We start from the raw sequence: 22,430 nt of genomic DNA, 5'->3' as shown, positions 1-22,430 counted from the left end.
GCGACTCACCCCATCAGTTTATCCGGCGATTGTCACCGCGCGATGACCGCGCGTCGACGCGCCGCCGCGCGGCCGCCCCGGTTCAGGTCGGTAGCGCCGACGTGAGCTTGACCTTCTGCATCGGAATGTCGGTCTTCACGCTGAGCACGCCGGGAATGCGCGTCAGGTATTCCATCTGGAAGCGCCGGTAATCGTCGATGTCGGCCGCGACGACGCGCAGCAGGAAATCGCAGTCGCCGGCCATCAGGTGGCATTCGACGACTTCCGGCATCTGCTGGACGGCCTCGGCGAAACGGTTCACCGATTCCGCGTCCTGTCCCTTCAGCCATACGCGCGTGAAGATCGTCAGCCCCTTGCCGACCTTCGCCGGGTTCAACACGGCCACGTATTTCTCGATCACGCCGGCTTCCTCGAGGAGCCGCACGCGCCGCAAACACGGCGACGGCGACAACCCGACCTCGTGCGCCAGCTCCACGTTCTGCATGCGGCCGTCGCGCTGCAGCGCGCTCAGGATCCGGCGGTCGATGGCGTCAAGTTTCATTTGGCATCCAATTCTAAAAAAATCAGGTATCAAGCGTTTGATGCCAAATTCTGCGAAATATCTGGCGACAACGCAATCCGATTCGAGTCAAAAAAGCAGACAATCCCTGCCCCGAAGGAGGAGTGATGAGCAGTAGCGTTTCAACGTCGTCCGGGCTTCGCGACAAGCCCGCGTATCTTGCCGAGATGGGTCGCGGATTGCGCGCGGCGCTGCCTGTCATGCTTGGTTTCGTGCCGTTCGCGCTCGTGCTGGGCGCACAGGCGGCGCAAAAAGGGCTGAGCCTGTTCGAGGTGCCGATGATGACGGGCCTGAACTTCGGCGGCGGCTCCGAATTCGCGGCGATCCATCTGTGGACGTCGCCGCCGCACATCGCGCTGATCGTCGCGATGTCGTTTCTCGTGAATTCGCGCCACATCCTGATGGGCGCCGCGTTCGAGCCGTATATCCGGCGCCTGCCGCGCCGCCGTGCGTTCTTCGCGCTGTTCTTCATGTGCGACGAGAGCTGGGCGATGTCGCTCGCCGATGCGCGCTCGCGCTCGGCCGCGCACATCAGCGTCCCCTACTATGCGGGCGTGTGCTCGGGGCTCTACCTGACGTGGATCTCGATGACCACGCTCGGCGCGGCGGTCGGCCCGACGATCGGCAACGTCGAACAGTACGGCTTCGACATGGCGTTCACGGCCGTGTTTCTGGTGCTGCTGCGCGGCATGTGGAAAGGCGTGCGCGCGAGCCGCCCGTGGTTCGTGAGCCTCGTCGTCGCGGCGGCCACCCATCTCGCGCTGCCCGGCGCGTGGTATGTCGCGGCCGGCGCATGCGCGGGGCTGATCGCCGCGCTGCTGTGGGAGCCGCGCGATGCCTGAGCTTCCGGATTTCAGCACGGTCGCGACGATCGTGCTGATGGCGTCAACCACCTACCTGTCGCGCATCCTCGGCTACGTGCTGCTGCGCAACCGCACGCTGAGCCCGCGGATGGCGTCGGTCATGGAGAACGTGCCGGGCTGCGTGCTGATCTCGGTGATCGCGCCGGCCTTCGTGTCGACGCGCCCGGCCGACCTGCTCGCGCTCGCGATCACGCTCGTCGCGGCGACGCGCCTGTCGATCCTGCCGACCGTCATCGTCGGCGTCGTGTCAGCCGGCCTGCTGCGGCATCTGCTCGGCTGAGCGGGTCCGCCCGGCCACGCCGGCAACACGTTCCAAGACACGACGAACGGGCGCGCGATGCGCCCGTTTCACGTCCGCGCCGATCGCCCCCCGGGCGCGACACGACGATCCTCGCGCCGGAGTGCTAGCCTTGTGGCTTGCGCCATGCCGCACTCCCCTCTCATTGCCCTTCGCGAGGATCGTCCCGATGCCAGAAACCCGCCCGCTGTTCGACCGTGTCCTGCTCACCAACGACGACGGATTCGACGCTCCCGGCCTTGAAATACTCGAACAGGTCGCCACGCAACTCGCGCGCGAAGTGTGGATCGTCGCGCCGGCCGAAGATCAGAGCGGCACGTCGCACTCGCTGAGCCTGCACGAACCGCTGCGCGTGCATCGCAAGGGCGAGCACCGCTTCGCTGTGCGCGGCACGCCGGGCGATTGCGTCGCGATCGCGGTCAGCCATCTGATGAACGGTGCGCGGCCCGACGTCGTGCTGTCCGGCGTGAATCGCGGCGCGAACCTCGGCACCGAAACGGTGTTTTCCGGCACGGTCGGCGCGGCCATGACCAGCATGCTGGTCGGCGTGCCGGCCATCGCGCTGAGTCAGGCGTTCGCGGATCGCAACGCAGTGCCGTGGAACACGGCGCGCGCGCATGCGTCGGACGTCATCCGCCGGCTCGTCGCCGCCGGCTGGGACAGCGATGCGTGCCTCAACGTGAATTTCCCGGCGCGACCGGCCGAGGACGTGCGCGGCCTGAAGGTGACGAGCCAGGGCGCCGGCACGCTGCAGGGCGTCGAGATCGTGTCGGGATGCGATCCGCGCGACATCGAATATCACTGGCTGAAGCTCGCGCGTGCACCGCGCGAGGACGATGCGAATTCCGAAACGGTCGCGCTGGGCGAAGGGTATATCGCGGTCACGCCGCTGAAGTTCGAGCGCACGCACGAGCACGCGCTCGCGCGGCTGCGGTCGAACCTCGGCTGATCGCGCGCGCCTTCGAACGGCCTGGCGGTTGCGCGACATGCGTTGCCTGCGCGCCGCCGCATCCCCGCATCCCCGCATCCCCGCATCCCCGCATCCCCGTATCGCCGCATCACTGCATCACTGCATCACGTCAGATTCAACCCGCCGTCGAGCATCACGATCTCGCCCGTCACGTAGTCGGATGCGACGAGCATCGCGACCTTCTGTGCGATATCGTCCGGCGTCGCCGCGCGACGCATCGGCGCGTGCTCGCGCCAGAGCTGCTGCGCTTGCGTCCAGTCGGCGGTCAGCGGCGTATCGACGAGCCCCGGCGCGACCGCGTTGACGCGAATCGCCGGCGCGAGCGTACGCGCGAGCAGCCGCGTCGTGTGATTGAGCGCGGCCTTCGCGGCCGCATACGGAATCGACGCACCCTTCGGCCGCACACCCGCATGCGAACTGACGTTCACGACGCACCCGGCCCGCCCGTGCGACGCCGCCTCGCGCAGCGCGGCCTGCACTTCGGCGACGAGCCTGAACGGCGCGATCACGTTGATCTCGTGCATCTCGCGCCACACGTCGGGCGTGGCCGCCGCGAGGTCGTCATGCGGAATCACGCGGCTGGCGCCCGCATTGTTGACGAGCACGTCGAGCCGCCCGTGCACGGCGAGTGCATCGCGGATCAGCCGCACGCGCTGCGCATCGTCCGCCAGATCGGCCTGCACGTAGGCCGCGCCGAGTTCGCGCGCCATCGCACGCCCGGTATCGGCCGAACTGCGCGAATGCAGGATCACGGCGTAGCCGTCGGCCGCCAGGCGGCGGGCGACAGCCGCGCCGATCCCCGACGTCGAGCCGGTAACGAGCGCGACCGGCTGGTGCACACGCAACGCGCGCGGCTCGGCGGCAGCTTCGGTGTCGGGAGCCGTTTCGGCAATCGGGGAAGACATCGGCGGGAGCGGCGCGTCCATGGCGTGAACCCTGTCAGTGGCGTTCCCGCATCATAAGCGCGACGGGGCCGCGAGAAGCAAATTCGTCCTTTGGATCACTGCCAACGGTACATGAGCCAGAACACGAAGCCCGCCACGGCCCCCAGGCCCACGAACGCAAGAAACCCGAAAACGACCGCCAAGCCGCCTTTGAAAACATCGTCATCCCGGACGGCGGTGTAAATGAAATAGATGGCAATCCACGTCAACAACCCCGTGACGCTGCCGCACAGGCACGATGAAAACACGGACACGCGCCAGTATTTCATGACCAGCAGATATTGCGGGATCCCGAACGCTGCGGTACCGAGGTAGGCGATTGGAACAGAATATTTGAGCGACCCGGGATCGTGGGCCAAACGCGACCACACCAGGCCGGGCACGAGCGCCGCGAGCGCAAACGCAACAAAAGGGATTTGACTCATCGAGGTAGGCGGCCCGCTGCTGCAACTCTTCTCCGGAGATGACGTGCAATCGGCCGTCACCGCTGTTTCGGCAGTTCGACGTACTCTTCGAGTTCGCCGGCGATATAAAGCCGCTTGCCGATGCGCGGGTATTCGCACACGTCGTGCTCGAGCCGCTGGCCGCCGACGAGCAATTCAAGCGGCGCATCGCCGGTGTTCTGCACCGTATGCGCTTCGCCGCCGCGCGGAAATCCCAGAAAATCGCCGGGACCGATTTCACTGGCGCGCTCGCCGAGCGTCACCGTGCCGGTGCCGGACAGCACGTACACGAATTCTTCTTCGTACAGGTGGCGGTGATATTCGGCCGATTCGTGACCGGGCATCAGCGTGAGCAGATGAACGCCGAATTGCGTCAGGCCGGTCAAGTCGCTGAGTTGTCGCTTCAGGCGAACGGCATTGGGATTGAGCGAATGCACCTCGCGCGTCGGTTCCATCTTCGCGATATCGGCGGCTTTCAGCAGTTCCCGGGGAAAGGGAGTCGACATGGGGATCTCTCGCAAGCGTGAATGCTTCGGTTGGACGCGCGGCTCCGGCGCGGCCCGGTGCAGCGGCTATTGTCCGACATTTTCGCGCTTGCAGACATAACGCAGCCCCGCAGGCCGCGTCGCACCTCATCGCATGCAGTAAAGTTGCATACGCAACCATTTCAACCGCGGACGAAGCGCGACACTCAACCCACGTGTACGCCGCGCAGCTTCGTCAGCAACGCGACGAGACGATCGACGTGCGCATCCTCGGTGCGCCACGACGACACGCTGATCCGGAACGCCGGCCGCCCCTGCCATACGGTCGTGCCGAACCACACGTCGCCCGACGCCTGCGCGGCTTCGACGATCGCCGCCGTTTCCTCGTCGGTGCCGGCGCGCACGAGCACCTGGTTCAGCACGACACGATTCAGCACGTCGTAGCCGGCCGCACGCAGGCCGTCCGCGACGCGTGCCGCCTGCGCGCAATGCCGCTCGACCATCGTCGCCACGCCGGCGCGGCCGAGCGACCGCAGCGCGGCCCACACGGGAATGCCGCGCGCGCGCCGCGAGAATTCGAGGTTCAGGTTCTTCTGCGCATCCTGCGCGCCGCTCAGATAGACAGCGTCGCTGTTCATCGCGGTGGCGAGCGCGGCCGCATCGCGGCAGATCACCATCGCGCCGTCGTACGGCGTGTTGAGCCATTTGTGGCCGTCGGTCGTCCAGCTGTCGGCGCCGTCGATGCCGTCCGTCAGCGTGCGCTTGGACGACGCCCGCGCCCACAGGCCGAACGCGCCGTCCACGTGCACCCACGCGCCGGCCGCCTTCGCGGGCGGAATCAATGCAGCGAACGGATCGAATTCGCCGGTGTTCACTTCGCCGGCCTGCACGCAGAGAATGGTCATGTCGTCGAGCGACGGCAACTGCGCCGGGTCGATCCGGCCATGCGTATCGACCGGCGCGACGACGATGCGCTTCATCCCGAAGCCGAGTACGCGCAGCGCCTTCTTCACCGTGATGTGCGCGAGCGCGGAGATCACGACTTTCACTTCCGGCGCGCCGATCAGCCCATCCTCGTCGATATCCCAGCCCTTACGCGCGAGCAGCGCGTGCCGCGCGGCCACCAGCGCGACGAGCGTACAGGCCGTCGCGCTCGTGCCGAAGCCGACCGCGCTGCCTTCGGGCAGCCCGAGCGCATCGACGACCCACCGTGCGGCCTGGCGCTCGAGCGTCGCCGCCACCGGCGAATTCGCGTACGACGACGCGCATTGGTCCCACGCGAGCATCAGCCGCTCGGCCGCCGCCGCGGCCGGCAGCGTCGCGCCGATCACGAAGCCGAAGTAGTTCGGGCCGTTCGATGCGACCGTCGCGGGCGTGCCGCACTCGTCCAGCAGGCGCAGCACGTCGTCGGCCGGGCGGCCCGCGTCGGGCAGCGGTTCGTCGAACGCGGCGAGACCGGCGAGCGCCGCCGCATCGGGAAACGCGCGCCGCTCGTTCGTTGCGGCCAGATACGCGTGCGCGCGCCGATCGGCGTCGGCCAGCAGTGCAAGTTCGTCCATGTCGGTTGCCTCGGTCAGGGTCAGAGTTTCGAGAGATCACGGCCAAGCTGCTGCAGCGCGCCGTCGATCCGCTTGTAGTACGTGAACTTGCCGACGCGGGTCGCCTGCACGAGCCCTGCGTCCGCGAGGATGCGCATGTGGCGCGTGGTCGTGGCCGGCGCGATGCCGAGCTTCTCGGTGATGTACGTGCAGCACACGCCGAGTTCGTCGAGATCGCCATGCGGTTGCGGCGGGAAATGCTTGCGCGGCTGCTTGAGCCAGCGCAGCACGGCCAGACGGCTTTCGTTGGCCAAGGCGCTGATGCGGGTGACGTCGTCCATGAGGTGCGGGTTCGGTTACGTTTTGAATATTAGCTAAATGACGAAATGCGGGCAACGGGTCTGAACGACGGTTTCGGCCCGCGATGCCGCGCGCCGTTGCGCCTCCTCGCGCATTCGATGCGATCGCAGCGAGACCGGCGCCGCAACGTCTCGCAGGCCGCGCGGGCCACATGCCTTTACGCCAGCGCCTGCGCGAGTCTATCGATCAACGCCCGCACGCGCCGCGGCTGCGCGACACTTCCCGGATAGACGATCTGCAGATCCACGTCGCCCGGCGAGAACGCATCGAGCACCTCGACGAGCGCACCCGACGCCAGGTCCCGCTCGACGTCGACCAGCGACTTCAGCGCGACGCCGTGCCCGGCGATGCACCACGCGCGCACGAGCGCCCCGTCGTTGGCGACGCGCCGCCCGCGCACCGCCACGCGCTTCAACGCGCCATCGATACTGAACGGCCATTCGGCATACAGCTCCTGGCCGAAGCGCATCACGATGCAGTCGTGCCGGCCGAGATCGTCCGGGTGCATCGGCCTGCCATGCGCGGCGAGATACGCAGGCGACGCACACACCACGCGCCGCGCCCGGCCGAGCGAACGGCTGCGCAGCGAACTGTCCGCCAGCGTGCCGCGGCGGATCGCGAAATCGAGCCCCTGCCCGACGAGGTCGACATACCCGTCGCCGAGATGCAGGTCGACCGTCACGCCCGGATGTTCGGCCAGGAATGCGTCGACGACGGGCACGACGCGCTCGCGCCCGAGATCGGCCGGCGCGCTCAGCCGCACCGGCCCCGACAGCGTCTGCACGCCCAGTCGCACGCGGCTTTCGAGTTCATCGGCCTCGGCCAGCAAACGTCGCGCGCCGTCCACCAGCGTGCGCCCTTCGTCGGTCAGGCTGATCGCGCGCGTCGTGCGCGTGAGCAGCGCCGCGCCGTAGTGGCGCTCGAGCGCCGTCAGCCGCTCGGACACCGTGGCCGGCGACAGGCCGACCTCGCGGCCGGCTGCGGCCAGCCCGCCCTTTTCCACGATGCGCAGGAACAGCGCCAGGTTGTCGAGCAGCATTGTTCGCTCCTTCCGAAGGATATTTTCGTCATCTTCGGGATTATCTGGAAAAAGCGCAAACGATACATTGGTCGCCTGACGATCGACGCGCGGTCGTGCCGCGCTCACACGACGAGAGAAAACGCCCATGGAATACCGTACGCTCGGCCGCTCCGGCCTCAAGGTTCCCATCCTGAGCTTCGGCGCCGGTACCTTCGGCGGCACCGGCCCGCTGTTCAGTGCATGGGGCAATACTGGCGTCGACGAAGCCCGCCGCCTGATCGACATCTGCCTCGAAGCGGGCGTCAACCTGTTCGACACGGCGGACGTGTACTCCGACGGCGCGTCCGAGCGCGTGCTCGGCGCCGCGCTCAAGGGGCGCCGCGACCAGGTACTGATCTCGACCAAGACCGGCCTGCCGACCGGCGACGGCCCGAACGACGCGGGCACGTCGCGCGCGCGGCTGGTGCGCGCCGTCGACGATGCGCTGCGCCGTCTCGACACCGACTACATCGACCTGCTGCAACTGCACGCGTTCGACGCCGACACGCCGGTCGAGGAAGTGATGTCGACGCTCGACGACCTGGTGCGCGCAGGCAAGCTGCGCTATATCGGCGTGTCGAACTTCGCCGGCTGGCAGATCATGAAGTCGCTCGCGGCGGCCGACCGGCACGGCTGGTCGCGCTACGTGGCGAACCAGGTCTACTACTCGCTCGTCGGCCGCGACTACGAGTGGGACCTGATGCCGCTCGGCGCCGACCAGGGCCTCGGCGCACTCGTGTGGAGCCCGCTCGGCTGGGGCCGGCTCACCGGCAAGATCCGGCGCAATACGCCGCTGCCCGAAGGCAGCCGTCTGCATGAAACGGCCAGCTACGGGCCGCCGGTCGATGACGAACGACTGTACGACGTGGTCGATGCGCTCGACGCGATCGCGGAGGAAACCGGCAAGACGGTGCCGCAGATCGCGCTGAACTGGCTGCTGCAGCGCCCGACCGTGTCGTCGGTGATCGTCGGCGCGCGCAACGAGGAACAGTTGCGGCAGAACCTCGGCGCGGTCGGCTGGGCGCTGACCGATGCGCAGATCGCGACTCTCGACGCGGCGAGCGCGGTGGAAGCGCCTTATCCGTACTTTCCGTATCGCCGGCAGGAGGCGTTCGCGCGGCTCAATCCGCCGATGCGGGGGTAAGTGGTGACGCGGCCCGAGGCCGATAGTCGGTCAAGCGAGAGTGTGCCCAACGCGCGCCATGCGCCGTTGAATTCGTCGATCCGGGCGCTTCCGGTCTGATCTGGACTGGAGGGTGTCCGTTCGGAACATGAACCAATACCTCGCCCATTTGTCACCCATTGCTCTCGAGATGAGTGAATGGAGATGAATGGGGGTCGACATGGTGGCCAGCCTTGCGGATGGCGTGATTCGTGATTCGAAATCGTTCCGGCCGCTTATCCGCGGACGTCATGCACGACGACAGACGATCCGACCGGATCAGGTACGGGATTGCGCCCGAACGCGATTCGACCGTCATCCGATGGTCCGTCAGAAATCAACCCGTTTGATCCTGATGTCCGCACGCGGAGGGTCGAACTCGATGTCTCCGGCATCAGGCTCCTCGGCGGCGCCGAGCCGCACGACCTTGTCGGTCGGCCCGATGACCGAACGCCGGTGCGTGATCGCGATCACCGTGACGTCGCGGGCCAGCAGCCGCACGTGCTCCATGATGTCGCGCTCGGTGGCTTCGTCGAGCGCGGAGCTCGCCTCATCGAGAAACAGCACGGTCGGCTTGCCGTACAGCGCACGCGCGATCGCGATGCGCTGGCGCTCGCCGCCCGACAGCTTCAGCCCGCGTTCGCCGACCGTCGTGCGGAACCCGTCCGGCAAGCCGTCGATGAACGGCAGGATCGCCGCTTTCGCGGCCGCCTCGCGCAAGCGCCACTCGTCGCGTGGCCGACCGAGCAGGATGTTGTCCTCCAGGCTTTCGTTCAACAGCACGATATCCTGCGGCACCACGGCGACCACGCCGTACCAGTCGGCACGGTCGATCGCCGCGAGATCGACGCCGTCGACCAGAATGCGCCCACTGGTCGGCTCCATCGACTTCAGCGCCAGCTTGAACACCGTGGATTTTCCCGACCCCGTCTCGCCCACGACGAACGTGATCGCGCCGCGCTCGGCGACGAAGGCGACATCGGTCACGCCGCGGCCGTTGCCGTACGCATAGCCGACGTGATCGAACACCACGCGCCCAGCGCGCGGCACGAACGTCGACGCATGCGACACCTGCCGCTCTTCGGGTGCCGCCCACATCGCCGCGAACGGCACGAGCGTCGCCCGGGCGCGCGCGATTTCGTCGATGGCCCGCGCAATCATGTCGAACGGCTGGTTGAGCTGCAGCAGCAGCGTGTTGAACAGCACGATGTCGCCGATCGACAGCATGCCGGCCGCGTGACGCGGCAGAAGCAGCCAGAACGTCACGGCGAACTGGATCGCGAGGCCGAGGCCCAGCAGCGCGAGATAGCCGACGTGCCGCGCCACGTAAGCACGCCAGTTGTCCCGCACGATCCGCGCCTTGTCCGCGAAACGCTCGTTCATCCAGCGGTGGCTGCCAAAATGCCGGAGCGCTTCCATCGCGTTGATCGCGCCGCCGACGAACCGCGCATTCTCCTGTCCGGCCTCGACCGCACGATCGAGGAACGCACGCGAGCGGCGCGCGGACACGACTGCGATCACCACCGCGATCACGCCGTACGCAGCGGCGATCGCCACCACCTCGAGATTGATCAGCGCGCCGAGCGTCACGAGCGTCAGCACGATCTGCAGCACGCCGGGAATCAGGCCCATGAGGCCGAGCTGCACGAGCACCGTCAGCGACGAACGCCCGCGCGCGTTCGCGTTCTGTATTTCCGCCGGATTGTGTTCGATGAAGAAGGCCGTGGTCTTCTTCAGGATGCGCGCGAAGAAGCGCGTGCTCAGGACGAATCCCAGATTTTCCGCGCTCATGAACGCCAGGTACTGCACCACGCGTTGCAACGCGCTCGAGACGCCCAGCAGGACGGCATAGAGCAGAAAGCCGGGGAGTAGCGCGCCGAGCGCGCCGCGATGCGACAGCGCATCGATCAGGCGCGAGAACAGATAGGGCGCGGCAACGGCGCTCGTACTCGAGAGCACGACGACCACCGCCACCGCCAGCAACATCCAGCGATCGGCTTTCCAGTAGGCCTGCAGGACCTCGGTGATCGGATTCGGCACGTGATGTTCGTTCATGGCGCGAAGAACCGGGCGCGGTGCGGCCCGGTTGGCGACAGGCGGGCAAAAAGTCTAACAGAATCGCCCTGACCGTCTCAGTAGCCCCAGAGATACAAATTTTTCGCTTTCGGTAATTTTTGTGTCCCTCCGGCTACAATTTCAACACACCAGTTTGTAGCAGAAGGGCTACAATAAGAACGAGCTTGGTAATTTCTGATGCTTGAGGGCTACAAATGACTACGCTTGCCGATGTCGGAGAGATGCTGAAAGACGCTCGCCACGCAGCGGGTCTTTCACAAAGAGAACTGGCTGAGCATGCCGGTGTCGCACGGACGACGCTTGCACGCATGGAAACGCTTGCCCGAGGCGACATGAGCGTATCTGCGCTCGTTCGCCTCCTCGAGGCTGCAGGATATGATCTGAGAGCGGTCAAGCGCGGACACGGGCGCACGCTGGACGACGTGCTGGCCGAACAACGCGCGATGGGAGACGCGTGACATGCGCCTTCATATATACGTCAAAGGCAAACTCGTTGCCCATCTCTACCGCCAGGCGGACGACTATGCGTTGCGCTACACGGCAGATGCGAGTGCCGCCGATTTTGCCAGTCTGACCATGCCCGTTCGCAACGATGCGTGGGTCTGGCCTCGCGATCTGCATCCTTTCTTCCGGCAGAACCTGCCGGAAGGGTTTCTCTTTCAAGTGATTCGCGAAGAGTTCGGCCCCTATCTCGACGGAACGGACCTTTCGCTTCTGGCCATCATCGGCGGCGTCGGCATCGGCCGGGTAACCGTCGCGCCCGAAGGCGGCGCACCCGGCGGCGAACTTGACCCGCTCGACCTGAAGAGCCTGCTGCACGAGGACATCACCACCGCGCGCTTTGCGGAACTTGTACGGTACTACGCGCGCGCGGCAATTTCAGGCGCCGTACCCAAATTCCTTGCTCCTGAACTCCCGTCGGCTCAAGCACCGATAGGCAAGCAAACGCTGCGCACGAGCCGACACATCATCAAGGGGTCCGACGAGCAAACGCCCTATCTTGGTTTCAACGAACATTACTCGATGCAGGTGCTGGCAAGACTCGACGTCGCTCGAGTCGCGAAGACCACGATGTCGGACGACGGTCGCGTGCTCGTCGTTGACCGGTTCGACATCGACGAGCAGGGCAAACCGGCGTTTGGCCTGGAAGACGCTTGCAGCCTGCTTGGCCTGCCGCCGCATGAAAAGTACCGCCCGTCAACCGAACAGGTTCTCAACGCGACAAAGCCCTACATCGGCGCCGCCAACTGGCGACGAGAAGCCGAGCAGCTCGGCTGGCAGCTCATCGCCAACTACGTCGTGCGCAACGCGGACTGCCACGCCAAGAACATCGCGCTTCTCTACTCGAACATCGACGACGTCGTCTACACGCCCGCCTACGACATTGTCACCACCGCGGCCTACCCGCGCTTCGCGAACAATCCTCCCGGACTGAGCGTCGAGGGTCGCAAAACGTGGGTGCCCGGGAAGACGCTGGAACGTTTCTTCAACACTCGCCTCGGCATCCCGTCGAAGCGATATCGCGAAATGGTCGAGGCGCTGTGCGACTCGGCCGTATCAACAGGAAAAGATATCGTCGAAGCGGCAAAAAACGAGACGCGGTGGCATTGGATAGCCAAGCAGATGCTGCACGCATGGAACGAAGGGATGGGATCGCTCCGTAGCGCCAAACCACAGGTGGCACTCAAAGCACTCACGCCGATCATCGAGGCCGCTGGTTTCTCGGATGCAGATCGGGCCGATAACGCGAGAAAGGTCATTGGCCGATCAGAATTGCTGGCAAATCACGACAAGGGAAACTGATAACCGCCCAGGATCAGCCAACAGGAGCAATCCCGGCTTTTCTCACCCCACCGGCCGCGCCTTGATCCACAAAAACAGCGGTACACGCGCCCACTGCTTCAGTTGATCCGTATCCGCATGATCGGGCGGCGGCTCGCGCAGCGACACGATCGCGAACCCGGCCGCTTCCAGCGCCTCCATATATGCCTGCAGCGGCAGCGACCAGCCCGCGAAATGCATCGACAGCCCGTCGCGCGTTTCCACGCCGTCGAAATGCTCGCGCCCGAAATAGCTGCCCGTCAGCACGAACGGCGCATCGGGCTGCGGCCCGGCGAAGCCGCCGCGATCGCGGAACGGATGCACGAGCGAGATGAACAGCGTGCCGCCGGGCTTCAGCACGCGGCGCGCCTCGTTCAACGCGCCCTGCATGTCGTCGAGATCCATCAGCACGTTGTACGCCATCACGAGATCGAAGCTGGCCGCGTCGAACGGCAGCGCGGCCGCGTCGGCCAGCCGATAGCGATACGCGGAATCCGCGTGACGCGCGGCATCGAGCATCGCGGGCACCGCGTCGCTCGCGGTCACGTCGTAGCCGAGCGCCTTCAGTTCTCGGCTCACGCGGCCTTCGCCGCAGCCGATCTCCAGCGCGGCGCCGGTGCCCCGACCGATGTAGGCCGCGAGCCCCGCGCGATATTTCCAGAACGCATCGTGGCCCGGCTTGCCGGCCCAGCCGATCCATTGGTCGGCGACCCGCGTCCAGTGTTCGGTAATGGCTTTCGTGTCGGTCATGCGTGCTCCCGCCCGGTATGCGTCGTTGGCTCAGGATGCGCATGGTAAGCCTAAGCAGCGCACGCGTGCACCGATTACCCCGTTTGGCCAGTTTCCGTTTCAGGTCACGGCGTTCTACAGTTACGAGAACGCCACCCGCGCCGCCGCGCATCGCCCACGCTCGACGATGCGCACCCGATTCCGAGGAAAGCCCATGCCGAGTATCTTCGCCGCGCCCGCCGATGCCCCGCCAAGTCCCGTCGCGGCGGAAACGCGCATGGTGCACGACGTGGCGACGCTGAAGCTGTCCGATTACCGCTCGGCGGACGGCGCGTCGTGGGTCATCTCGACCATCACGCCAGCCGCGGACAGCGGCGCGAACGTCACGGGCACGACGTATTTCGACACCGCGAAAGGCCGGACCGTTGCGGTACCCGACGCGCGCCGCCGCTATGCGAATCGCGGCACCTGGCAGGTCGTCGCGAGTTCGAGCCCATCGGTGCCTGCTACCGGCCGCTACGACTGGCTCACGCTCGCGTGGTTGCCGATCAACCGGCGCCCGCTGCCGCAAACGCCCGAGCACCTGTATTCGCCGTTCATTCGCGGCGGCACGATCGTCTATCGGTGGAACCCGGCCGCGCAAGGCGGCGAGCAGTTCGGCAACGTGCGGATGATCTTTCCCGAGTGGTCGCAGCAGGTGGCCGACGCGTTGCGGCCCGCGCCCGCTGCGGTGCGGGACGGCGCGTCGTCGGCCCCACCACCGGCGCTCGATCGCGTGAAAGCAGACACGAACCCGATGACCGCCGTGCTCGACTTCGGCGATGCGCTGCGCGAGGAACCGGTGGAACGGATCGTTGCACGGCTGCCTGCGCTGCTGCGGGTGCAGGACCGGCACGAACTATCGGCAATCGTGTTCCTGTGCCTGTCCGCGGCGCGCGACGAAGACCGGCCGCGCTTCGTCGAAACGATCAACGCGACGATCGCGGCAATCGACGACCACGCACGCCTGCTGGCGATCGCGTACGGCGCGTTCGCCGCGGGGCGAGCGCAATCGGTTCCATTCCGCGACAGGACGCTCGATATGCTCATCGACGATGTATTCGGTGCGCTGAAACAGCGGACGGCGGCACTCGGTGTGCCGGTCGCGCAGGGGTCGCCGTGGTACGAATTCTTTACCGCGTATCGGCTCGGTGGAGCGGGTTCAAGCAACGTCCGGTGACGAAGGACCCCGCGTGCGAACGAAACGAACGGCGAACGCACGGAGCAATAGCAGCCGTCTGCCGCATCGTTCGCGTCGCGCGCGTGAATGCCCTGTGCTCGCATCTGGCAGCGTTCCTATTCCGTTGAATCAGCCGATATGCATCGGAGCGCGGCCGCGCCCACCGACCGCCACAAGGCATTCACGCGCGCGCGCATGACGATGAAAAAGCGGCCGCTCGCGAGCGGAGCGGCCGTCAAGGAGAGATCCCTATACGGGATACCGGCGGACACCACACCAGACCGGCCTGCGTATTGTTGGCGAACGATATGCTGCTGACCATCAGACCGGTCTGATTCGCTGCATGGTGGCGTGAACATCGCGCAGCCCCGAGCTGCACGTGTATCGCGCGCCGCAACACGCCGTTACGTTCTCGAAGGGAACCCCTTGGCCCGGCAACCGGTCGAAACGCCGCACGACCGTCGACGGCTTCGTCGCCGCGGCGGACCATCCCGTCTCCAGCCCCGCTCGATCACGTCCACTCTTCCTATCTCATGCTGAGCATCGGTCCGTTCTCGATCCGCGTCGTCGCGGTAGCCGTCGCCGCGCTGCTGGCGTGGCTCGTCGCGCGCTTCGTCCAGCGCCGTCCTCCCGACGGGCATCACAAGACCGCGTCGAGTCTGATCCTCGACGTGCTGCTGCTCGGGTTGATTGCCGCGCGAGTCGGTTATGTCGCGCAATGGTGGCCGGACTATGCGACGTCGCCGCGTGCGATCATCGCCCTCGGCGATGGCGGCTTCGACGCGCGCATCGGTATCGCAGCCGCGTTGGTGTTCGCGGGCTGGCACCTGCGCCGCCTGCCCGCGCTGCGTCGGCCCGTGCTAGCCGGCATCGTCGCGGGCCTCGCAGCGTGGGGCATCGCGCAAGGGACGCTGGCGACGTTGCAGCGCGGCGCGCCGCCGCTTGCCTCGATGCCGCTCCAGGCACTCGATTCAACGCCCGTGTTGCCGGCGGGCTTCGTCGGCAAGCCGGTCGTCGTGAACCTGTGGGCGACGTGGTGCGCGCCGTGCCGCCGCGAGATGCCGATTCTCGAACAGGCGCAGCGCGACCACCCGGGCATCACGGTGCTGATGCTCAACCAGGGGGAAAACGCGCAAGCCGTGCGCGCGTTCCTCGAACAGCAGGGCCTGCACTTCGATCACGTGCTGCTCGATCCTTCGCTGCACGCGATGCATGCGTATGGCTCGCGCGGGTTGCCGACCACGTTGTTCTTCGACGCGAAAGGCGAACTCGTCGAATCGCACATGGGCGAACTGACCGCCGCGCGGCTGAAGGACGTCGTCACGCAACGTTTCGGCCCCTGACGGGTACCCGCAGACGGGCGCGCTGCGTGCGTGTAGCGCAGGGCTGTCCCGCATGCGATCTCGGACGATATTCAACGGCTTTCCAGCACCAAAACCGCGAGCGACGCATGCCTGAACGGCCGCCGAAAACTGGCTATGCGCGCCGTCGGCAAGCCTTCGGTGTACTCCCCGTACCGTGCCGGAATACACAAAGAACCGCGATCAGATCGCCCAGTCACGAATCCTGCCGCCACGCTGCCCGGTATGCCAGCCACATGCTGTCGCCGGCTTATGCCAACGCAGTCTGCAACGTGTAATACGTCCCGAACATTACCGCCATGCTGCTCACAAAACGACCAATGCTCCCGAACGTGCGAAGGGTCGCGCCAGTTTCGTTACGGCTGGACAGCAATGCGATCAGAGCGGCCGCGAACATGCAATGGCCAATTGCATCGACCATGCCGAACGGAATGACGGCAATCCCGAAAAAGAACAGCAGCACCGCGCAACTGCCTTTTGCCGATAGCCGCCCCGCGACGAGCAGATAGGCGCAGACGAACTCGACAAAGCCGGCGCTCCAAAGGAAGAAAGTCTGATCGAGTCCGAAGCTCAAATACGGGTATTCGTTGAACAGTTGATGAAAGCCGCTCGGATACGCGAATTTCTCGATGGCGCCCCAGAGCAGCGAAAATGCCGTCGCGAGTCGCAGTATCGCCAACGCCCGATTGACGTGCTTGCCGCGAAACAGCGACACAAGGATCAAGAAAGCGGCGATTCCGATGAAGATCACGTAGTCGAGCATATGGAACATGCCGTACTGGCTCACGCCCATCGCATACAGCACAACGATCCCCACGCCGGCGAGCCAAGCCGACGCTTCGAACAGCACCAACGCGGCGATGGCATAGTGCAGCACGGGAACGAACGGAGAAGCGGATGCGAGCTCAGGCGTCAGAAGCACATCGAGACCAGCCAGTTGCAACGAGACGAAGAACACCGCCGCTGCAGCGCGCATGAAGCGGCTCGCGTACCGTTCGCCGGCAGACTCGAGCCGCGCGATGCTCGACGGCATCGCGATCCTGCGATCGATTGCGATCACGATCAGCACTGCCGCCAGGCTTGCCGCGAACAACGCCAGGAACAACGTGGAGGTTGCAAGTTCGCTCAAGGCGAGCGGCCTTGTTTTGACATCGTAGTCGCTGAACCACTTGACGTGGCCGTGTGCCGAAAGAGGAATAGCGGCAATCAGCGGTACCAACAGGAAGGTCAGTGTTGCACGCCGAATTTTTTCAAGAATCATGTCGGTTCTCGTTCTGTAGTGGTGAGGGCATTCGTTCCGGCATCCTGCGGACACCGCGGAAACAATGTCGGGATACACGCCGGGCGACCGCTGCCTGCCGGCGCGAGCTCGTCTCGCCCCGGTCGCGAAACAGAGATATTGAAGATTGAATGCTCGTGCGGACATCGGACTGAATGACGACAATGCGCAGGGGATGTAGGCCCGATCCGATTCTCGGGCGCTGCGCCACTGTTTGCCGCCGCCGCATTTCCAATCACGACCGCGGCTTTTCCGGATGCGGTGGTAGCCACTCCGTCGATCGTTGCCGGCCGTGCGGTGATGTATGTGCGCGGCTGAAAGACACCGGCGCAACACATCGCCTCATAACGCGAGTCGGCCGACGGCCGGCGGCACGGCGCCGATGGCCGTCACATGCGCACCGCTTACCAGTAGAACCCGCCACCCACGACCGCACCGACCGTACCGCGGCTGCTCGTGTTCGCCGAGGCCTTGATCGTCCATTTGCCGTCGCGCGTCATGTACGACACGCCCAGCGCCGAGCCGTATTCGCCGCCGTACGTGCTGCCGGCCATCGCAACGAACGTCCGGCCGGGCTGGGTCGACTGCGGCAGGCCGGCGACGGCCATCGCCGCCGCCACGCCGCCCATCGCATCCTGACGCGCGCTGTGCGCGGCGTTGTTCATCTGCTGCACGTTCACCGCATCGGTCGGCGCGGTGCCGGCCGCGACGTTGGTGATCTGGCGCTCCGCACCCGCGCTGCCGACCGATACCGCGTTGTCGCGATCCGCGGTCGAACCGGCGCCGAGCGCAACCGAGTTGTTGCCCGTCGCGTTGGCGTTCTGGCCGATGGCCGTGCTGCCGCTGCCCGACGCGTTCGCGCCCTGCCCCAGCGACGTGCCGTTCTCGCCCGAAGCCATCGAGCCTTGCCCGATCGCCGTGCTGCCGCCGGCCGTTGCACTCGCGCCGTTGCCGATCGCCGTGCTGTTGCTGCCCGCCGCATCGGCGCCCGCGCCGAGCTGAACGCTGCCCGCGCCGCTGCCGGACGGATCGAAGTCGCCCGAACCGTTACCCGGACCGCCGGGCACGCCGCCAGCTTCCAGATCCGACACGCGGTCGCCCAGACCGGCGAACCGGTTCTCGAAGTCCTGCCGCATGTCGTACAACTGGCCACCGTTCACCGCGTCCATGCTGCCCGACGCGATCAGACCCGGCGCGACGTTGCGCAAAACCGTGCCGTTCGTGCCGCCGAGGGTCGCGCTGGCAAGCGACAGATCGTCGTACACCACCGCGCCGAGTTCCTTGCCGTCCTTGTCGACCAGACCCGATGCCTTCAATTGGGCGAGTGTCACGGCTTCGTCGTCGTTCACGCCGTTGGCGACACCCGACAGCGTGCGCGCACCGCTCGTGCCGGCGAAGTTCACCGATGCGCCGCCCGTGTTCGCAGCGACCGTAATCGCACCCGTTGCCTGATCCTGCCGGACGAGGCCGACTTGGCCGGTCGCGAGCTGGTTGTTGATGTTCGTGATCTCCGTGCGGTTGTCCGCGATGTCCGAGGCGTTCTGCGCAATGGCCTCGTTGGTCGCGTGGAGCTGATCGCCCGTGACGGCATCGCGGCTGCCTGCCGCGACGTCGCCGTTCGCAAGGCCCGTCAGCTTGCGCTCGCCCGCCGTACCCGCAAAGTTCACTGCCGCGCCGTCCGTGTTCTCGCCGACCGTCAGGTCCGCGCCCGCCGCTGCTTGCTTGACCAGACCGATCGAACCGTTGTTCATCTCGCTGCGGATCTGCGTGATCGACGTTTCGTTGTTCGTCACGCGCTGATCGAGATGGGTCACGTCGACAGCGACCGCATGCAGTTGATCGCCCGTGACGGCATCGGTGCTGCCTGCCGCGACGTCGCCGTTCGCGAGGCCCGTCAGCTTGCGCTCGCCCGCCGTGCCGGCGAAGTTCACCGCCGCGCCGTCCGTGTTCGCGCCGACCGTCAGATCCGTGCCTGCCGCCGCTTGCTGCACCAGGCCGATCGTGCCGCCCGACAGCTCGGCCAGTTGATCGTTGATCAACGTGATATCCGACGTGTTCTTCGCGATGTGCGTCGCGTTCTGCGTGACACGACCATCGATGTTCGTCACCTGCGCGCCGAGGTTCGACACGTCGCCACCCAGATCCGCGATATCGGACGTGTTCTTCGCGATATGCGTCTCGTTCTGCGTCACGCGACCGTCGATGTTCGTCACCTGCGCGCCGAGGTTCGACACGTCGCCACCCAGATCCGCGATATCGGACGTGTTCTTTGCGACGTCGCGATTCGTGCCAAACAACTGGTCGCCCGTGACGGCATCGGTGCTACCGGCCGCGATATCGCCATTCGCGACGCCCGTCAGCTTGCGTTCGCCCGTCGTGCCGGCGAAGTTCAGCGCCGCGCCGTCCGTGTTCGCGCCGACCGTGATGTCCGCACCGGCTCCGACCTGCTGGACGAGCCCCGTCGTACCGCTGCCGATCTGGTCTGCAAGCTTCGCGATGTCGCTCTCATTGGTCGTCACGCGGCCGTCGAGATTCGTCACCACGTCGCCGACGTTATCGAACTTCTGCGTGCCGCCGTTGCCGTCGCCCACCGTGAAGCTCGGCGCCGAAATCGCGCCATCCGCGTTGACGGCCGTGCCGGCGCCGATCGCATCGGCCACGCCCTTCAACTGGCCGACGTTGACCGCGTCGGTATCTTCCGTGCCGGCGGCCATGTTGGTGATCTGGCGCTGCAGCGTTGCAGAGCCGACGGACACCGTCGCGTCGCGATCCGCGACCGAGCGGATGCCAAGTGCGACCGATTGGTCGCCCGACGCGGTTGCGCCTACGCCGACGGCCGACGAGAAGTGACCCGTTGCCATGGCGCCCTGGCCCAGTGCCGTGGCGGACGCGCCCGATGCCGTCGCATCCACGCCCAACGCAGTGGAATGATTGCCGCTTGCGGTCGCGCGATGGCCCACCGCGACCGCGTAGACATGTGTCGCGGCGGCTTCACCGCCAATCGCGATCGAATCCGCCACGGCCTGCGCCGGCGCGCCGACCGAGTTGATTTTCACGTAGTCGTCCGTCACGACTGCATTCAGCTTGCCGTTGATGTTCGTGATGTCGGCCGCGTTCTTCGCGATATCGCCCTTGGCGACCGTCAGTTCCCCATCGAGCGCGCCGAGTGCGTCACCGACGGTGTGTTGCGTGCCGCCGTTCGCGAGCCCATACGTCGGGCCGGTCACGACACCCGTTGCCGGATCGATTGCCGCGCCGCCGCCGAGTGCGGTCACGACAGGTTCCAGTTGAGACACGTTCACGGCGTCGGTGTCCTGCGTGCCGGCAGCCATGTTGACGATCTGTCGCTGCTGCGTCGATGAGCCGACCGAAATGGTGTCGTTGCGCGTCGCGCTCGAGTTCGTACCGAGCGCCATTGCGTTCGTGACGTTCGCCTCGACGGTCGCATGATTGCCGATCGCAACGGAATTGGTGGCGCCAGCCGAAACGCCGGCGAGCGTGCCCAGCGCAACGCCGCCCGCGGCCAGTACCGACGTCTGGTTGCCCAACGCGGTGCTGTTGTCGCTGGTTGCGGCAGCAAGGCGGCCCAGTGCCACGGCACCGGTGCCCGCCGCCGTCGCGGAGGAACCGATCGCCAGCACCGACGTGCCGCTCGCGGTCGAATCGTTGCCGATGGCGGTCGCGGACGTGCCGCCGGTCGCTTTTGCCAAACGGCCGAATGCCATCGAACCGGTGCCGGTTGCGGTCGCGGCGGATCCGAACGCCAGAACCGACGTGCCGTTGGCTAACGCCGCATTCCCGATCGCGACTGCGGCCGTTCCCGATGCGGTGGCAGCCGCTCCGCCCGTCGTTGCCGGCAATACCTTGATATAGGTGTCGTCCAGTGCGGCCGTGGTGCCGATCGAGCCCATGGTGCCGATCGAACCGGTCGATCCGGTATTCGACACCGCGCACACGCCCGCTTCGCCGAGCACGCCATTCCGGCCGTCGGCCGTCGTACAGGCGTCTGCCCCCGTCGTAGCGGCAAGGACGTGCGAAGCACCCAGGCTCAGTGCGACGGCCGCCAGCGCGATCGCACCGCGCACCGGCGTGCGCTGTCCGCCGGACTTCTTCCGGCCCGTTGCAAGCTCGGACGCGGCGACGTAAGTACCCGTGGCTGTATTGAAGAGCGTGCGGTGTGCTTTGTTCATGGCGACTCCAGAGATGGGTTGATCCGTTGGGAATCACTGTATTTTTTCGGTGCTTTCGGATCGATCAGACCAGTCCTAAAGCGAGGCGGCCCCACGGTCAGATAACGGGTCAGCGCCACCGCCGACGCCTACGCACGGGCGGCCGGATCGAATCAGACTGGTCCGATTGGATTGAGGTCATACGGCTCGTAGACTCCGTCGCGTGAACCTCTCGACCGCCCCCCTTCGCCAGACGGTGCGCGCCGCGATCCGCGACGCCGCCCGTCGCCCCCGTTTCGTCCGCGGACTCGACATCGCGGTGCTCGCGCTGATCGTCGCGAGCGTCTTCGTCGTGATGGCCGACAGCGTCCAGGAGCTGCATGCGCCTTACGGAAAGGCGCTGTACGCAGCCGAGTGGGCGTTTACGCTGCTGTTCACCGTCGAATACGCGGTGCGGCTCCTCACCGCGCCGAAGCCCGCCGCCTACGCGCGCAGCTTCTTCGGCATCGTCGATCTCGTGTCGATCCTGCCGACCTATCTCGCATTCTTCTTTCCGCGCCTGCATGCGCTGATCGACGTACGTCTGCTCAGGCTGCTGCGCGTGTTCCGCATCTTCGGGCTGGCGATCTACCTGGAAGAAGGTCAGATGCTGATTCGCGCGCTCACGCGTGCGCGGCGCAAGATTTTCGTGTTCATCGGCGGCATGTTCGTGATCGTCGTGATCCTCGGCACGGTGATCTTTCTGGTCGAGGGTCCCGAGAACGGCATCACGAGCATTCCGGTCGGCGTGTACTGGGCCGCCGTGACGATGAGCACGACCGGATACGGCGACCTGACGCCGCACACGCCGCTCGGCCGGCTGATCACGTCGTGCGCGATCCTGCTCGGCTACGGCATCATCGCGTTCCCGACCGGCATCATGGGCGCCGAACTCGTGGCGACGGCACTCGAGCGCAATCGCGTGCAACAGGCGGAACAGGCGGCGTCCGGCGGCACCGCCGCCGCTACTTGCCCGCATTGCGGCGCATGCGTGTCGAAACCCGCCGATACGATGGCCACGGCGACGCATCGCGCATCGAACCGGTAATCGCGGC

The 22,430-nt window shown here is 66.2% G+C and carries 20 protein-coding genes; 9 read left to right on the top strand and 11 right to left on the bottom strand.

All coding sequences use genetic code 11. The features are described 5' to 3' along the window. Positions 1-82 precede the first annotated feature (82 nt). Complete coding sequence (locus WT97_RS00165; protein ID WP_006486309.1) at positions 83-541, bottom strand: Lrp/AsnC family transcriptional regulator; 459 nt, start codon at positions 539-541, stop codon at positions 83-85. A gap of 125 nt (positions 542-666) precedes the next feature. Here WT97_RS00165 and WT97_RS00160 point away from each other — a divergent pair, with 125 nt between their 5' ends. The 3 genes from WT97_RS00160 to surE all read left to right on the top strand — a co-directional run bounded on the left by WT97_RS00160 (position 667) and on the right by surE (position 2,669). After that, the gene (locus WT97_RS00160; protein ID WP_060352569.1) at positions 667-1,401 is read left to right on the top strand and encodes an AzlC family ABC transporter permease; all 735 of its coding nucleotides are present in this window, start codon (positions 667-669) and stop codon (positions 1,399-1,401) included. Beyond that, a complete protein-coding gene (locus WT97_RS00155) occupies positions 1,394-1,702 on the top strand; it encodes an AzlD family protein (protein WP_059500130.1) in 309 nt (102 codons plus the stop codon). Before WT97_RS00160 ends, WT97_RS00155 begins: the two co-directional genes overlap by 8 nt. Before the next feature lie 187 nt (positions 1,703-1,889). Continuing rightward, positions 1,890-2,669, top strand: coding sequence for a 5'/3'-nucleotidase SurE (gene surE / locus WT97_RS00150; RefSeq protein WP_060352568.1), 780 nt, complete (start codon positions 1,890-1,892; stop codon positions 2,667-2,669). Positions 2,670-2,794: 125 nt separating this feature from the next. Here surE and WT97_RS00145 read toward each other — a convergent pair whose 3' ends face one another. The 6 genes from WT97_RS00145 to WT97_RS00120 all read right to left on the bottom strand — a co-directional run bounded on the left by WT97_RS00145 (position 2,795) and on the right by WT97_RS00120 (position 7,499). Continuing rightward, positions 2,795-3,616 carry an SDR family NAD(P)-dependent oxidoreductase gene (locus WT97_RS00145; RefSeq protein ID WP_060352567.1) on the bottom strand — a complete coding sequence of 274 codons (822 nt, stop codon included), beginning with the start codon at positions 3,614-3,616 and terminating at the stop codon, positions 2,795-2,797. A gap of 74 nt (positions 3,617-3,690) precedes the next feature. After that, the gene (locus tag WT97_RS00140) at positions 3,691-4,059 is read right to left on the bottom strand and encodes a hypothetical protein (RefSeq protein ID WP_060352566.1); all 369 of its coding nucleotides are present in this window, start codon (positions 4,057-4,059) and stop codon (positions 3,691-3,693) included. A 56-nt stretch (positions 4,060-4,115) separates the two neighbouring features. After that, positions 4,116-4,583, bottom strand: coding sequence for a cupin domain-containing protein (locus tag WT97_RS00135; protein WP_060352565.1), 468 nt, complete (start codon positions 4,581-4,583; stop codon positions 4,116-4,118). Between the two features lie 185 nt (positions 4,584-4,768). Beyond that, positions 4,769-6,121: an aminotransferase class V-fold PLP-dependent enzyme gene (locus WT97_RS00130; RefSeq protein ID WP_060352564.1), complete on the bottom strand. Its 1,353-nt coding sequence runs from the start codon at positions 6,119-6,121 to the stop codon at positions 4,769-4,771. Positions 6,122-6,141: 20 nt separating this feature from the next. After that, positions 6,142-6,441: a helix-turn-helix transcriptional regulator gene (locus WT97_RS00125; RefSeq protein ID WP_059500135.1), complete on the bottom strand. Its 300-nt coding sequence runs from the start codon at positions 6,439-6,441 to the stop codon at positions 6,142-6,144. 176 nt (positions 6,442-6,617) lie between these two features. Continuing rightward, the gene (locus WT97_RS00120) at positions 6,618-7,499 is read right to left on the bottom strand and encodes a LysR family transcriptional regulator (RefSeq protein WP_060352563.1); all 882 of its coding nucleotides are present in this window, start codon (positions 7,497-7,499) and stop codon (positions 6,618-6,620) included. 127 nt (positions 7,500-7,626) lie between these two features. On the opposite strand from WT97_RS00120, the gene WT97_RS00115 reads away from it, so the two are divergent. Further along, positions 7,627-8,664 carry an aldo/keto reductase gene (locus tag WT97_RS00115; protein WP_060352562.1) on the top strand — a complete coding sequence of 346 codons (1,038 nt, stop codon included), beginning with the start codon at positions 7,627-7,629 and terminating at the stop codon, positions 8,662-8,664. Positions 8,665-9,012: 348 nt separating this feature from the next. Here WT97_RS00115 and WT97_RS00110 read toward each other — a convergent pair whose 3' ends face one another. Next, positions 9,013-10,737: an ABC transporter ATP-binding protein gene (locus WT97_RS00110; protein ID WP_082751300.1), complete on the bottom strand. Its 1,725-nt coding sequence runs from the start codon at positions 10,735-10,737 to the stop codon at positions 9,013-9,015. Between the two features lie 215 nt (positions 10,738-10,952). On the opposite strand from WT97_RS00110, the gene WT97_RS31900 reads away from it, so the two are divergent. Then, complete coding sequence (locus WT97_RS31900) at positions 10,953-11,216, top strand: helix-turn-helix transcriptional regulator (RefSeq protein ID WP_082742081.1); 264 nt, start codon at positions 10,953-10,955, stop codon at positions 11,214-11,216. 1 nt (position 11,217) lies between these two features. Then, complete coding sequence (locus WT97_RS00100) at positions 11,218-12,561, top strand: type II toxin-antitoxin system HipA family toxin (RefSeq protein WP_060352561.1); 1,344 nt, start codon at positions 11,218-11,220, stop codon at positions 12,559-12,561. A gap of 42 nt (positions 12,562-12,603) precedes the next feature. Here WT97_RS00100 and WT97_RS00095 read toward each other — a convergent pair whose 3' ends face one another. After that, the gene (locus WT97_RS00095; RefSeq protein WP_060352560.1) at positions 12,604-13,329 is read right to left on the bottom strand and encodes a class I SAM-dependent methyltransferase; all 726 of its coding nucleotides are present in this window, start codon (positions 13,327-13,329) and stop codon (positions 12,604-12,606) included. Positions 13,330-13,522: 193 nt separating this feature from the next. Between WT97_RS00095 and WT97_RS00090 the strand changes: the two genes are divergently transcribed. Together WT97_RS00090 and WT97_RS00085 are read left to right on the top strand one after the other, a co-directional pair. Then, complete coding sequence (locus WT97_RS00090) at positions 13,523-14,527, top strand: hypothetical protein (protein WP_060352559.1); 1,005 nt, start codon at positions 13,523-13,525, stop codon at positions 14,525-14,527. Positions 14,528-15,060: 533 nt separating this feature from the next. Further along, positions 15,061-15,870, top strand: coding sequence for a TlpA disulfide reductase family protein (locus tag WT97_RS00085; protein ID WP_060352558.1), 810 nt, complete (start codon positions 15,061-15,063; stop codon positions 15,868-15,870). Positions 15,871-16,138: 268 nt separating this feature from the next. On the opposite strand, the gene WT97_RS00080 is transcribed toward WT97_RS00085, so the two are convergent. Next, the gene (locus tag WT97_RS00080; protein WP_156440182.1) at positions 16,139-17,149 is read right to left on the bottom strand and encodes a hypothetical protein; all 1,011 of its coding nucleotides are present in this window, start codon (positions 17,147-17,149) and stop codon (positions 16,139-16,141) included. 422 nt (positions 17,150-17,571) lie between these two features. Continuing rightward, entirely contained in the window at positions 17,572-21,357 is a 3,786-nt protein-coding gene (locus WT97_RS00075; RefSeq protein WP_060352556.1) for a YadA family autotransporter adhesin, read from the bottom strand. Positions 21,358-21,559: 202 nt separating this feature from the next. Between WT97_RS00075 and WT97_RS00070 the strand changes: the two genes are divergently transcribed. Beyond that, positions 21,560-22,423 (top strand): ion transporter, encoded by an 864-nt coding sequence (locus WT97_RS00070; RefSeq protein ID WP_060352555.1) that lies wholly within the window; start codon positions 21,560-21,562, stop codon positions 22,421-22,423. Positions 22,424-22,430: the final 7 nt, after the last annotated feature.

The sequence above is a fragment of the Burkholderia sp. MSMB1459WGS genome, assembly GCF_001534535.1.
Lineage (GTDB): Bacteria > Pseudomonadota > Gammaproteobacteria > Burkholderiales > Burkholderiaceae > Burkholderia.
Note: the sequence above shows the minus strand (reverse complement) of the source record. Positions and strands in the feature narration are given on the sequence as shown.